Source organism: Microbacterium sp. NPDC064584 (assembly GCF_040687315.1).
GTDB lineage: Bacteria > Actinomycetota > Actinomycetes > Actinomycetales > Microbacteriaceae > Microbacterium > Microbacterium lacus.
In genome coordinates this window covers 95,233-108,607 of the sequence record NZ_JBFBMZ010000008.1, presented here as the reverse complement: position 1 = coordinate 108,607, position 13,375 = coordinate 95,233, and the positions used below count along the sequence as shown (strand labels likewise).

Below are 13,375 nucleotides of genomic sequence, written 5' to 3'. Positions count from 1 at the left end.
CGGTCAGCGCGAGGTGAGCGTGATGAGCGACACTTCCGGACGGCACGCGAAGCGCACCGGGGCGTAGATCGAGTGTCCGATCCCGGCGCTCACGTTCAGGGGCACGATGCGTCCTCGATGCGACCACTCGCTCAGGCCGCGCGCCTGCGGGAGGGGGATGTCGCAGTTCGCCACGAGCGCGCCGTAACCGGGCACGCGCACCTGCCCGCCGTGCGTGTGCCCCGCGAGGATCATGTCCGCGCCGAGGTCGGTGAACGAGTCCAGCACGCGCCGGTACGGCGCGTGCGTGACCCCGAGCGTCGCAGCGGCGGGAGCGATGTCGGCCTGGAGCCTCTCGAGCAGCCCGGGGAGCACACTCAGGTCATCCCATCCGCGATGGGCGTCGCTGATACCGAACGCGTCGATCCGCACGCTGGGCAGCTGCAGAGAACCCACCGTGTTGTTGAGGTCGAGCCAGCCCAGTTCGTCGGCGAGGTAGCCGTCCAGCGCCCGGGTGTCGAGGGGTTCGCTCGTGTGCTTCACCTTCGACGGTCCGGTGAAGTACAGCAGCGGATTGCGCGGGCTGGGCGCGGCGTGGTCGTTGGATCCGTGCACGAAGGCCCCCGGGATGCCGCGCAGCGGGTCCAGTGCGACTCGCAGGCCCTGCAGACCCCGCTCGTGGCCCATGTTGTCGCCGGTGTTCACGACGAGATCCGGTTGCCACGTTTCCGCGAGCGCGGCCATCCAGCTCTGCTTGCGGTGCTGCCACGGCGCCATGTGCGCGTCCGAGAGGTGCAGCAGGCGCACGGATGCGGATCCCGGCGGCAGCAGAGCGACCTCGTGTCGGCGGACGGTGAAGAGATAGCGTTCGATGCCGATGCCCCACGTCGCGGCTCCCACGCCGACCGCCCCCACCGCTCCGAGAGCGGCGAGGGCGGTCTTCACAGCGGAGGATGCCACTACGTGCACTTCGCGCGGCTGTAGTTGACCGTGATGGCCGCGTTGCGGTTCACGACGGTCCCGGCCGCAGGATTCGTGCTCGTCGCCTTGCCCTGCGGGCCCGCGGACTCGTCCTCGGTACACGTGCCGGGTTGGACGTTGCCGAAGCCGGACCCGCGCAGATCGCTCAGGGCCTTGTCGAGCTGTTTGCCGCTGACATCCGGCACCGCGAGCCCCTGGCCGTTGCTCGGGCTGATCGTGACCGTCGTCCCGCCGCTCACGCGGCCGGCGCCGGGGTTCTGCGCGGCGATGATGCCCTCGGCCTCGCCGGAGTCGACCGGGTCGCCCACATTCACGCTGAAGCCGGCGTTCTCGAGCGTCGCCGTCGCCTGATCGACGCTCATGCCGATGACGCTGGGAAGATCGCGAAGAATGACGCGGGTGAGGTTCGAGTCCGGCTCGGGGAAGTCGTCCCCCCCATAGGCGGAGTCCGCGGCCTCCTGGGTCTGACGCGCCAGGATGTAGCGGAGACCGCCGAACGGCTCGAAGACGTCGTTGAGTCCTTCGATGTTGCCGACCCACGCGGCCGTGGTGACCTTCGTGCTCGACTCGATCATCCACGTGTGGTACGTCTCGTGCGTTCCGGTCTTTCCGAGCAACGGCGTGCCGTCGTAGGGGTTCGCCTGCGACCCGGTGCCGCCGCGCTGCATGACGCCTTCGAGCGCGTAGGCGGCCGTCGCGGCGACCTTCGGGTCGAGCACCTGCGTGCACGTGCGGGCGGGTGGGGTGATCTCCACGCCGTCGGAGTCGACGACGCGGTCGATCGCCTTGGGCTGGCAGTAGATGCCGTTGTTCGCGACCGTGGCGTACGCACCCGCCATCGCGATCGGCGACACGTTGCTGGAGCCGATGATCGAGAACTGGGTGTTCACGTCGACGGGCTGGCCGGTGCTGGCGTTCGTGACGCCCATCTTCGTGGCGACCTTCTCGATGTCGCACAGGTCCAGCTGCTCGGCCATCGCGAAGTATCCGGAGTTCAGCGACTGGGCGGTGAACTGCATCGGCGTGCCGGTGTAGCCGCCGCCGCCGCCGAAGTTGCCGACGCGGTCGTTCGTCGTGTTGACCCAGTCCCCGTCGCACGAGTTGGTCATGCGCTTGATGACGCGCACCTGACCGTTCAGCGTCTCGTTGACCGAGTGGCCCTTCTCGAGCCAGTCGATCAGTGTGAAGAGCTTGAAGGTCGAGCCGGGGTTGAAGCCGCCGGACGAGCCGTACGTGGAGTCGCCGGCGAAGACGAGGGCGCTCTTGTTCGGATCGGATGCCGCGCTGGCGTCCTCGGCGAACTGGGTGTTCTGGGCGATCGACAGGATGCGACCGGTCGTCGTCTCGATGCTGACGATCGTGGATCCGAGGCGCATGAAGTCGACGGAGGAGGGGACGTTCTCGACCATCGCCGATTCGGCGGCCGCCTGAATGCGGAGGTCGAGCGTCGTGTAGATCTTCAGACCGCCGCGCTTGAGTGCCTTCTCGCGCTCGTCGGCTGTCGCGCCGAATGCCGGGTCGTTCTCGACGATGTCGCGGACGTACTGACAGAAGTAGGCCGATCCGCCCGCGGTGCTGCAGCCGGTGTCCGCCGGGCTCAGCACGGGCGTGATGGGCTCGATCGCCGCTGCGACGTACTGCTCCTGCGTGATCTTGCCGTCGTCCAGCAGTCGGCTGAGGACGTACAGCTGACGCCCCTTCGTCGCGCTGTAGCCGTCGGCGGCGGCGAGCACCTGCTCGTCGGTGATCGTCCCCTCGTCGCGGAGGGTGATCAGAGCCTGGATGCTGCGCGGATCGACGTCGTCGATCGAGCCGTCCGGCGCCTTGTTGTAGGCGAGGTCGCCGTCGAAGATCGAACCGCCCGGGCGGTCGATGCGGTAGGTGTTCGGGTTCTGCACGATGCCGGCGAGCGTCGCCGCCTGCGCGACGGAGAGGTCTTTCGCGGACACGCTGAAGTACCGCTTCGCCGCGGCGTCGACGCCGTACGTGCGACCGCCGAAGTTCGCGATGTTCAGGTAGCCGAGGAGGATGTCGTTCTTGGAATACTTCTGCTCGAGCGCGATCGCGTACCGCATCTCCTGCAGCTTGCGCTGAATGCCGTCGGCGCCCGCAGCGGTCGTCGCCTCCGTCCAGCAGTTCGCGAGCACCTCGTCGGTCTTCGCGCGGATCTCGTCGGCGGTCGGTGCGACGTATAGCGTCGCCGGGTCGACGGCGACGCCGTCCGCAGCTTCCGCCGTGGCCTTCTCGGCTGCGGCGACCGCGGCGTCTTCCGCCGCCGTGTTCAGCTCGGCGACGGCGTCGGCGTCTGCGTTGGACTCGCATCGCTGGATGAGGACGTTCTTGACGTACTGCTGGCTGATCGAGGATCCACCCTGCGTCTCGCCGCCGCCGCGGACGTTCTGCAGGAGTGCGCGGGACGTGCCGATCAGGTCGACGCCGCCGTGCTGGTAGAAGCGCGGGTCCTCGCTGGAGAGGATCGCGTCGTACATGACCGGAGTGACCTGGTCGAAGGTGACCGGGGAGCGGTCCTGGTCGTAGAACGTGGCCAGCTCGACCTCGGACCCGTCGGCGGGGTTGATCGCCACGATCGTCGACGGAAGCATGAGCTTGTCGATGTCGAGCACGCTCGGGAGGTTGTCGAACATCGTGATCGCGTTCGTCGCGGCAGCACCCGTGAGGGCGATCGCGGGGGTCACGGTAGCGGTGATGAGGACACCCGCGGCGGCGCTCAGACCGATCAGGCCCAGCAGGCCCCCGACCACACCGCTAGCCGTGCGTTTCTTCTCAGGCATAGGCTTGATCGTAAGGGTGCTAGCTGGGCGAACCCTTCACGGACGCGCCTGCGCACTGCGCTGCGCCCGCCATCGCACCCGACGCATCGGAGAGTCCATGACAACGTGGGAGTACCTCACCACGCCCCTGCTGATCCACAACACCGCCGCGATCCTCAACAACTGGGGCAAGCAGGGGTGGGAGCTCGTCCAGGTCGTGCCCGGCCCCGAGGGCGGGCTCGTCGCCTACCTCAAGCGGCCGAGCGGAGCGGGTTCGGCCAACGCGGGGCTGGATGCCGCGGCGCAGGCCGCCGCGCAGTTCGAAGGGACGGGTCGATGAGCGTCTCCGCCCGGCTCGCCGAGCTCGGCATCCAGTTGCCGTCCGTCGTCCCCCCCGTCGCCGCCTACGTGCCCGCGAAGGCGCACGGCGATCTGGTGTTCACCGCCGGCCAGCTGCCGATGGTGTCGGGGGCGCTTCCGGAGGCAGGCAAGGTCGGCGACGGCCCCGGACTCGTCGCGCCCGCCGACGCGCAGCGTTACGCCCGCCAGAGCGCGCTGAACGCACTGGCGGCCGCCGCCGCCGCGGTCGGAGGAGTGGACCGCCTGAGTGGCGTCGTGAAGGTCGTCGGCTTCGTCGCCTCGGTTCCGGACTTCACCGGGCAGCCGGGCGTGATCAACGGCGCGAGCGAAGTGCTCGGCGAGATCTTCGGCGACGCCGGCCGGCACGCGCGATCCGCTGTCGGCGTGCCGGTGCTTCCCCTGGACAGTCCGGTCGAGGTGGAAGTGATCTTCAGCGTCGCGGAGTGACTCCGGTGATCTCAGCGCACCTGCGCTGAGATCACCGACATCACCGCGGTGTCGGCGAGGGTCGTCGTGTCGCCGACCTCGCGGCCCTCTGCGACGTCGCGCAGCAGTCGACGCATGATCTTGCCCGACCGCGTCTTCGGGAGCTCCTCGACGATGTAGACGTCGCGGGGGCGCGCGATGGGGCCGATCTGCTCGCCGACCCAGGCCCGCAGGGACTGTGCGAGGCCGTCCGGCGAATGCGCCGCCAGATAGCTCTGCTTGATGATCACGAAGGCGGCGACCGCCTGGCCTGTCGTCTCGTCCGACGCCCCGACGACCGCGGCTTCGGCGACCGCCTCGTTCGCGACGAGGGCGGACTCGATCTCCGTGGTCGACAAGCGGTGGCCCGACACGTTCATGACGTCGTCGACGCGGCCGAGCAGCCACACGTCTCCGTCCTCGTCGAGCCGCGCGCCGTCGCCCGCGAAGTAGTAGCCCTGCGCGGCGAACTTGTCCCAGTAGGTCTCCTTGTACCGCTCCGGGTCGCCCCAGATGCCGCGCAGCATGCTCGGCCAAGGGCGGGTGATCACCAGGAGTCCGCCGTTGCCGTTGCCCACGTGCACGCCGTCGTCGTCGACGACTTCGACGGCCACGCCGGGGAGCGGCACCTGCGCGCTTCCCGGCTTCGTCTCGGTCACGCCGGGCAGTGCCGAGATCATGATCGCGCCGGTCTCGGTCTGCCACCACGTGTCCACGATCGGGGCCACCTTGCCGCCGATGACCTTGCGGTACCACATCCACGCTTCGGGGTTGATGGGCTCACCCACCGAGCCGAGAAGACGGAGGGACGAGAGATCGTACTGCTCCGGGATCGCGCGGCCGAGCTTCATGAACGAGCGGATCGCGGTCGGCGCCGTGTAGAGGATCGTGACGCCGTACTTCTGCACGATCTCCCACCACCGGCCCGGGTGCGGGGTGTCCGGTGTGCCTTCGTACAGCACTTGCGTCGCACCGTTGGCGAGCGGTCCGTACGTCACGTAGCTGTGCCCGGTGATCCAGCCGATGTCGGCCGTGCACCAGTACACGTCCGTTTCGGGGTGCAGGTCGTGCACGACCCTGTTGCTGAAGGCGGCCTGCGTCAGGTACCCGCCGGAGGTGTGCATGATGCCCTTGGGCTTTCCGGTGGTGCCCGAGGTGTAGAGGATGAACAGCGGTGTCTCAGCGGGGAACGCGCGGGCCTCGTGCTCTGCCGAGGCCTGAGGCACGACGTCGTGCCACCAGATGTCGCGGCCCTCGGTCCACTCGACGTCGTTCCCTCCGCGCCGGACCACCAGCACGTGCTCCACGCTCTCCTGCACGCCCGAGCCGTTGCGGTCGCTGAGCGCCATGTCGACGGCGGGCTTCAGGGCGCTGACCTTGCCCTTGCGGTAGCCGCCGTCGGCGGTGATCACGAGCTTCGCGCCGGCGTCGTCGATGCGCGAGCGCAGGCTGTCGGCCGAGAATCCGCCGAAGATGACCGAGTGGATCGCGCCCACGCGTGCCACGGCGAGCATCGCTGCGATCGCCTCGGGGATCATCGGCATGTAGATCGCGACGCGGTCTCCCTCGCCGATCCCGAGGTCCTGCAGCACGTTTGCGAGTCTCTTCACCTCGTCCGTCAGCTCCGCGTACGTCACGTGGCGGGAGTCGCCGGGCTCGCCTTCCCACAGCAGCGCGACGCGCTCGCCGTTCCCGGCTTCCACGTGCCGATCGAGACAGTTGTACGCGACGTTGAGCTCGCCGTCGGCGAACCAGCTCGCGAACGGGGGGTTCGACCAGTCCAGCACCTGGGTGAACGGGGTGTGCCAGTGCAGTTCGCGGGCCTGCGCCGCCCAGAAGCCGGTGTCGTCTGCGGCTGCTTGCGCGTACAGGTCGGCGGTCGCGACGGCATCCGCGGCGAACTGCGCGGGCGGCGCGAAGCGCCTGCTCTCGGAGAGGAGGTGGTCGATCTGGCTGCTCATTGCTCGCTCCTTCGCGGGCCGTTCCGGGTACGGGCCTGCGGGACCCGTCTCTGCGTCACGGACAACCTATCGACGCGATCCCGGCCCCACTACCTCCGATAGTGGGGAGCCTCGGTCGAGCGGATGCCGCTCGGCCGTCCCGGCGATATATCGGTGAGGAGGAGATGAGAGCGTTTTGACCGGTCTGCGATTGTGCGTATGCTCATCCCCGGCCGAACTTCGATTCTGGCATTGCGGCACCCGACCCACCCCCGAAATGCGGTGTCGCGCGTGGCGGCATCCCATTCCCCCCATGGGATGCCGCCCCCTTTTCTTTCCGGCCCTGCGCGGCCGATGACCGACCGCTCCTCCCCAGGCGCCCTCCACGCTCCGATGTCCACGGATGCGCCTCCGTCGCGGGTGGCGGACGCGACGGCGACCTAGCGTCGAGCCATGTCCGAGCGATTCGTGGTCACCCCCCGCGTGGTCGCCGACGACGCCGCGCCGCCGCAGCCCGGCGCGCGACGGGCGAAGGGTGCGGCACCCGCCGTGCGCCCGGCAGCGGTGGCCCTTGCGGCGCCGCTCGAGCCGTTCGCCGCGTTCCTCGCGGACCCGACGGTGACCGACATCTTCGTCAACGGCGACTCGGGACTCTTCGTGGACCGGGGAGCCGGAGCCGAGCGCGCTCCGCACTGGCGGTCGAAGGAAGACGATGTGCGCGAACTGGCCGTCGCCCTGATCGGTCTCGGCGGCCGCCACATCGACGACGCGGCACCCGCCGTGGACGTGCGCCTCGAGGGCGGCATCCGCGTTCACGCCGTCCTCCCGCCGGTCGCCGCGGAGGGCACCGCGATCTCGATCCGCGTGCCGCGCCTGCAGCATCCCGATCTGCAGGCCTTGCAGCGGCAGGGCATGTTCGACGCCGAGACGCGAGCCCGGCTGGAGGACGCCGTCCTGACACGGCGGAACATGCTGATCACCGGGTCGGCCGGCGCGGGCAAGACCACCCTCCTCACGGCCCTGCTCGGCTGCGTGCCGCACTCCGACCGCATCGTCACGATCGAGGACGTCGCCGAACTCGCACCGGATCACCCGCACCACGTGCGCCTGGAGGCGCGTCAGCCGAACCTCGAGGGCGCCGGAGCGGTCGGGCTGGCACGACTCGTCCGCGAGGCGCTGCGCATGCGTCCCGACCGCCTGGTGGTGGGGGAGTGCCGGGGTGAAGAGGTGCGCGAACTGCTCACGGCGCTGAACACGGGGCACGACGGCGGGGCCGGGACGCTCCACGCGAACGGACTGCATGACGTCCCGGCCCGATTGGAAGCGCTCGGCGCGCTCGCGGGGCTGGGCGACATCGCCCTTGCCCGTCAGGCGGCCAGTGCGATCCACCTCGTGCTCCACGTGCAGCGCGACCCGGACGGCGTGCGCCGCCTGGTGGCTGCCGGTCGACCGGTCGTGGGGCCCGCCGGTCGTGTGGACGTCGAGGAGCTGCCGTGGTTCTCGGAATGACGGCCCGCGTAAGGGGCCTGCGTCGGAGGCGCGGTGGCCCCGGCGCTGGTGCGGGCGGGATCCCCGACACCGTGCTGCGGCTCGCGGTCCTCCTCCAGGCAGGTGTCACGCCGGAACGGGCGTGGGGATATCTCGCCGACACGGGCGACATCGCGGCCGGACGCATCCGCGACGCGCACACACGCGGCACGCCTCTCGCCCACGCGATCGCCGCTGCCGACGACGAGCCCGCGGGCCCGACCCGCAGACGGCGTCTCCCGCCGTCCGAGGCGACGGCACCCGTCGCCTGGCGTGACATCGCCGCGGCGTGGCAGGTGGCCGCTGCGGTCGGCGCGCCGATGGCGGAGAGCCTGCGCGCGCTCGCGGCGGCGCTGCGGGACGCGGCCGAGGCCGCCGACGACGTCCGGGTCGCTCTCGCGGAGCCCGCAGGGACGGCACGACTCATGGCGTGGCTCCCGCTCGTCGCAATCGTGCTGGGAGTCGCGCTCGGGTTCGACACGATGGGCACGCTCATCGGCAGTCCGGGCGGCATCGCGTGCCTCCTGCTCGGTGCGGCGTTGATCTTCGCGTCGCACCGGTGGAACGCAGCGCTGGTCCGACGCGCCCGACCACAAGGGGGCATTCCCGGCCTCCAGGCGGAGCTGCTCGCCGTCGCGCTCAGCGGGGGTGTGTCGATCGATCGGGCCCGCCGCCTCGTGCACGAAGCGACGGACGCGCCGTCGGATGCCGAGACCGACAGGGTCCTGATGCTCTCGCGGACCGCGGGCGTCCCGGCGGTCGAACTGCTCCGCGCCGCGTCGACGCTCGCCCGGCACCGCGCGCGGGTCGAGGGGAGGCTCCGGGCCGCGCGTCTGTCGACGGCCCTCCTGCTGCCGCTCGGCGTCTGCACGCTGCCGGCGTTCCTGCTGCTGGGAGTGGCTCCCATGCTTCTCAGCGTCATGACGACGATGCCGTCGCCGGTCTGAGTCGCGCCCCATCCGTGTCCGGTCCCAAGGAAAGGAATCCCATGTCCCCGCACTCCACCACACCCGCCGTGCCGCGGCTCACCCGCCGTCGCGCGCTCCGTCTCTACTACCACCGCGGCGCGGCGCCCTCGGCCGAGACGGGCGCGGCCACCGCCGAATACGCGATCGCCACGATGGCGGCCGTGGCCTTCGCCGGGCTCCTGGTGGTGATCATGCGCAGCGACGAGGTGCGCGGCATCCTCACCGATCTGGTCCGACGCGCCCTCACCGTCGCATGACGGGCCGCGGACTCGGCGAGCGCGGGTCCGTGGTCGCCGAGTTCGCGATCGCGCTCCCCGCCGTGGTGCTCGTCCTCCTCTTCGGCGCCGGTGCGGTGAGCGCGAGCGGCATGTCGGTGCGGTTGCAGGATGCGGCGTCCGATGCGGCACGGATCGTCGCGCGAGGTGAGCCGGACGCGCGGGCGGCGCAGGTCATGCAGTCCGCCGTCGCCGGGTCGACGACCGGCGTCGAGCGAGTCGGAGACGTGGTCTGCGTCACGGCGAGCGCGGTGGCGCCAATGATCGCGCTCACCCTCACGGCGCGGGCGTGCGCCCTCGCGGGTGGCCTCTGATGGCCGGTGCGATGCTCTCGCTCGGCGTGCTGGCGTGCGCCGCGACCCTGGTGGTCGGGGGATGCGGTGTCGGTGCGGCGGCCACGTTCTCGCAGCGACTCGCCGGGGCGGCGGACGCCGCCGCGCTCGCGGCCGCCGACACCGCATCCGGAGCTGCGGCCGGAGTGCCGTGCGGGCGCGCCGCGGAGATCGCCGCGACGATGGGCGCGACGCTCACGCGCTGCGATCTCGACGAGCTCGTAGCCACCGTGACGGTGTCGGCGGTCTTCGCACGGGTCTCGGCTTCGGCATCCGCCCGCGCAGGCCCAGCGCCGGGCTAGCCGTCGCGGACGGCTCCGTGGGGCGGAGCACAAGTTTTGTGTGTGTATGGTGTGCAACGACGAAAGGACGCCCCCGTTGGCTACAGGCAAGAAGCTCGTCATCGTCGAGTCACCGACGAAGATGAAGTCGATCCAGGGCTACCTCGGCGACGACTACGAGGTGCTCAGCTCGGTCGGACACATTCGCGATCTCGCGAGCAAGAAGGACATCCCGGCTGAGAAGAAGACCGCGTACGGCAAGTACTCGATCGACATCGACAACGACTTCGACCCCTATTACGTGGTCAACGACCGCAAGACGAAGACGGTCGCCGAGCTCAAGCGCGCGCTCAAGGGCGCCGATGAGGTCCTGCTCGCGACAGATGAGGACCGCGAGGGCGAGGCGATCGCCTGGCATCTGCTCGAGGTGCTCAAGCCCAAGGTCCCCGTGCACCGCATGGTGTTCCACGAGATCACGAAGGATGCGATCCGGGCGGCGGTGGACAACACCCGGGAACTGGATCTCGCCCTCGTTGACGCCCAGGAGACCCGCCGGGTCCTGGACCGCCTCTACGGCTGGGATGTCTCGCCGGTCCTCTGGCGGAAAGTCGGCAGCGGCCGCGAGGGTGCCGCGCTGAGCGCCGGTCGCGTCCAGTCCGCCGCGACCAGGATGGTCGTCGAACGCGAACGCGAGCGCATGGCGTTCGTCTCGGCCGGCTACTGGGACGTCGAAGCGCTCGCGGGCAAAGCCGGCGAGTCGTTCACGACGCGCCTCGCCCGCGTCGACGGTTCACCGCTCGCGCGCGGTGGGGATTTCGACGACCGCGGCGAGCTGAAGAAGGTCGTCGTCGTCCTCGACGAGGCTCAGGCCCGCGCGCTTGCAGCCGCCATCGAGAAGGTCGGCGAAGCCCTCGTCACCGCGCTGGAGTCCAAGCCCGGAACCCGCAGCCCGCGGGCGCCCTTCACGACCTCCACCCTCCAGCAGGAGGCCGGCCGCAAGCTCTCCATGAGTGCGAAGCACGCGATGAGCGTCGCGCAGCGCCTCTACGAAAAGGGCTTCATCACCTATATGCGCACCGACTCGGTCGCGCTGAGCACGCAGGCGATCCGCGCGGCGCGCGAACAGGCCGTGGCGCTCTACGGCGAGAAAGCGGTCCCGCTGAACCCGCGGGTGTACCGCAGCAACAGCAAGAACGCGCAGGAGGCGCACGAGGCGATCCGCCCCTCCGGTGAGCAGTTCCGCACTCCCGCCTCGGTGTCCTCGGAGCTCGACCGCGACGAGCAGCGCATGTACGACCTGATCTGGAAGCGGACGATCGCCAGCCAGATGTCGGACGCGAAGTACGAGACGACGACAGTGACGCTCGCCGTCGATGCACCGGTGGACGGAAAGGCGCAGCACGCCGAGTTCACGGCATCCGGCACCGTCTACACCTTCAAGGGCTTCCTGGAGGCCTACGAAGAGGGGCGCGACGAGAAGCGCAGCGACGCGGACAAGGCCGACGACCAGTCGCTGCCGGTCCTGGCGGTCGGCGACACGCTGCGCATGAAGGACGTCGAGCCCAAGGGGCACTCGACCTCGCCGAAGCCCCGCTACACCGAGGCGAGCCTGGTCAAGGCGCTCGAGGAGAAGGGCATCGGCCGGCCGTCGACGTTCGCGAGCATCATCGACGTGATCCTCGACCGCGGCTACGTCACCAAGCGCGGGCAGGCGCTCGTGCCCAGCTGGCTCGCGTTCAGCGTCGTGCGCCTCCTCGAGGAGCACTTCGCCGACCTCGTCGACTACGATTTCACCGCGGCGCTCGAGGACGACCTCGATGCGATCGCCCGCGGAGAGCAGCAGCGCACGGCGTGGCTCAAGGAGTTCTACTTCGGCTCGGACGCGCACCCCGGCCTGCGCAACATCGTCGAGAATCTCGGCGAGATCGACGCGCGCGAGTTGAACGCGACCCGCATCAGCGACACCGTGACGTTGCGCTTCGGCAAATACGGTCCGTACCTGGACGTCGTGGACCCCGCGGCCCCGGACGCCCCGCCCCGGCGGGTCAACATCCCCGAAGACCTCGCGCCCGACGAACTGACCCCCGAGCGCGCCCAGGAGCTGATCGACGCGCCGGTCGCGGGCAATCGCGTACTCGGCGAGAACCCCGAGAACGGCAAGCTCGTGATCGTGAAGGACGGCCGCTTCGGTCCGTACATCGAGGAGACCGAACCCGAGGACCCCACGGCGGTGGACGAGAGCACCGGGGAGATCGTCGAGGAGGCGCCGAAGAAGAAGACCGCGGCGCGGGGCGCGAAGAAGGATGCCGCCCCCAAGCCTCGGACCGCGTCGCTGTTCAAGTCGATGTCGGTGGACACGATCGATCTGGAGACGGCGCTCCGACTCCTCGAACTGCCACGCACCGTCGGCACCGACCCCGAGTCGGGCGAGGTCATCACCGCGCAGAACGGGCGATACGGGCCGTACTTGAAGAAGGGCACGGACTCCCGGACGCTGGACTCCGAGCAGCAGATCTTCGACATCTCGCTCGAGCAGGCGCTCGCGATCTACGCGCTGCCGAAGTACGGAGCGCGCCGGGCGTCGGCGGCGCTCGCCGAATTCGACAACGACCCGGTCAGCGGCAAGCCCATCCGGGTGAAGGACGGCCGTTTCGGCGCGTACGTCACCGACGGAGAGACGAACGTCACGATTCCGCGTGGTCAGACCGTCGCCGACATCACGTACGAGATCGCCGTGCAGATGATCGCCGACAAGCGCGCGAAGGGGCCCGCTCCCAAGCGGACCACGACGCGCAAGACGACCGCTCGCAAGGCGCCGGCGAAGAAGTGACGGACGGCCGCGGACTGTTCATCACGCTCGAGGGCGGCGACGGGGCGGGTAAGACCACCCAATCCGCGCTCCTGGAGGAGTGGCTCCGCGCGCGCGGGCGCACGGTCGTGCGCACACGGGAGCCGGGCGGCACCGAGGTCGGCGTCCTCATCCGCGACATCGTGCTGCACCATCGCGGCGAGATCGCGGCGCGTGCGGAGGCGCTGCTCTACGCCGCAGATCGCGCCCATCACATCGAGCACCTCGTCCGCCCGGCTCTCGAGCGGGGCGCCGTGGTGATCCAGGACCGCTACCTCGATTCTTCCGTCGCCTACCAGGGCGCCGGCCGAGTCCTCGGGCGCGACGAAGTCCGTGAGCTCTCCCTGTGGGCGACGGAGGGGCTGCTTCCCGATCTCACCGTGCTGCTCGATCTCGATCCGACCGCGGCGCGCGAGCGGCTGGATGCCGACGACAAGCCCTTCGATCGCCTCGAGGCCGAGGCCTCGGCGTTCCACGACCGCGTACGGGCCGAGTTCCTGGCGCTCGCCGCAGCCGAACCCGAGCGGTTCCTCGTCCTGGACGCGTCGCGCTCACCGGCTGACCTCGCCACGGACATCCAGGGCCGCGTGCAGGCGCTGTGGGACGCCCGCGAGCGCGGCGGCACCGTCGGCGGCGCCGATTAGGCTG

11 protein-coding genes and 1 pseudogene are annotated in these 13,375 nt (G+C 70.1%); 9 read left to right on the top strand and 3 right to left on the bottom strand.

Going from position 1 to position 13,375, the window contains the following annotated elements; translation table 11 throughout:
* Window positions 1-3: 3 nt before the first annotated feature.
* Both AB0P18_RS12430 and AB0P18_RS12425 read right to left on the bottom strand, forming a co-directional pair.
* On the bottom strand, window positions 4-939 hold the full coding sequence (locus AB0P18_RS12430) for a metallophosphoesterase (protein WP_363360284.1): 936 nt from the start codon (window positions 937-939) through the stop codon (window positions 4-6).
* Window positions 939-3,752, bottom strand: coding sequence for a transglycosylase domain-containing protein (locus AB0P18_RS12425; protein WP_363360283.1), 2,814 nt, complete (start codon window positions 3,750-3,752; stop codon window positions 939-941). Before AB0P18_RS12425 ends, AB0P18_RS12430 begins: the two co-directional genes overlap by 1 nt.
* A 97-nt stretch (window positions 3,753-3,849) precedes the next feature.
* Here AB0P18_RS12425 and AB0P18_RS12420 point away from each other — a divergent pair, with 97 nt between their 5' ends.
* Both AB0P18_RS12420 and AB0P18_RS12415 read left to right on the top strand, forming a co-directional pair.
* Window positions 3,850-4,071, top strand: coding sequence for a hypothetical protein (locus AB0P18_RS12420; protein WP_344055199.1), 222 nt, complete (start codon window positions 3,850-3,852; stop codon window positions 4,069-4,071).
* Window positions 4,068-4,538, top strand: a complete 471-nt coding sequence (locus tag AB0P18_RS12415) for a RidA family protein (protein WP_363360282.1) — start codon at window positions 4,068-4,070, stop codon at window positions 4,536-4,538. The genes AB0P18_RS12420 and AB0P18_RS12415 overlap by 4 nt, the downstream gene beginning before the upstream one ends.
* 11 nt (window positions 4,539-4,549) lie before the next feature.
* Here AB0P18_RS12415 and acs read toward each other — a convergent pair whose 3' ends face one another.
* Complete coding sequence (gene acs / locus AB0P18_RS12410; RefSeq protein WP_363360281.1) at window positions 4,550-6,517, bottom strand: acetate--CoA ligase; 1,968 nt, start codon at window positions 6,515-6,517, stop codon at window positions 4,550-4,552.
* Window positions 6,518-6,949: 432 nt separating this feature from the next.
* Between acs and AB0P18_RS12405 the strand changes: the two genes are divergently transcribed.
* From AB0P18_RS12405 to tmk, 7 genes and pseudogenes are all read left to right on the top strand, one after another.
* Window positions 6,950-8,005: a TadA family conjugal transfer-associated ATPase gene (locus tag AB0P18_RS12405; protein WP_363360280.1), complete on the top strand. Its 1,056-nt coding sequence runs from the start codon at window positions 6,950-6,952 to the stop codon at window positions 8,003-8,005.
* Complete coding sequence (locus tag AB0P18_RS12400) at window positions 7,990-8,970, top strand: type II secretion system F family protein (protein WP_363360279.1); 981 nt, start codon at window positions 7,990-7,992, stop codon at window positions 8,968-8,970. The genes AB0P18_RS12405 and AB0P18_RS12400 overlap by 16 nt, the downstream gene beginning before the upstream one ends.
* Window positions 8,971-9,011: 41 nt before the next feature.
* On the top strand, window positions 9,012-9,248 hold the full coding sequence (locus AB0P18_RS12395; RefSeq protein ID WP_363360278.1) for a DUF4244 domain-containing protein: 237 nt from the start codon (window positions 9,012-9,014) through the stop codon (window positions 9,246-9,248).
* Window positions 9,245-9,580: a TadE family type IV pilus minor pilin gene (locus tag AB0P18_RS12390; RefSeq protein WP_363360277.1), complete on the top strand. Its 336-nt coding sequence runs from the start codon at window positions 9,245-9,247 to the stop codon at window positions 9,578-9,580. The genes AB0P18_RS12395 and AB0P18_RS12390 overlap by 4 nt, the downstream gene beginning before the upstream one ends.
* Window positions 9,580-9,900, top strand: a complete 321-nt coding sequence (locus tag AB0P18_RS12385) for a helicase (protein ID WP_363360276.1) — start codon at window positions 9,580-9,582, stop codon at window positions 9,898-9,900. The genes AB0P18_RS12390 and AB0P18_RS12385 overlap by 1 nt, the downstream gene beginning before the upstream one ends.
* A 76-nt stretch (window positions 9,901-9,976) precedes the next feature.
* Window positions 9,977-12,706 (top strand): annotated as a pseudogene (gene topA / locus AB0P18_RS12380) (type I DNA topoisomerase); the annotation flags it as partial.
* The gene (tmk, locus tag AB0P18_RS12375) at window positions 12,706-13,371 is read left to right on the top strand and encodes a dTMP kinase (protein WP_363360275.1); all 666 of its coding nucleotides are present in this window, start codon (window positions 12,706-12,708) and stop codon (window positions 13,369-13,371) included. The pseudogene topA and the gene tmk, both read left to right, overlap by 1 nt.
* Window positions 13,372-13,375 lie beyond the last annotated feature (4 nt).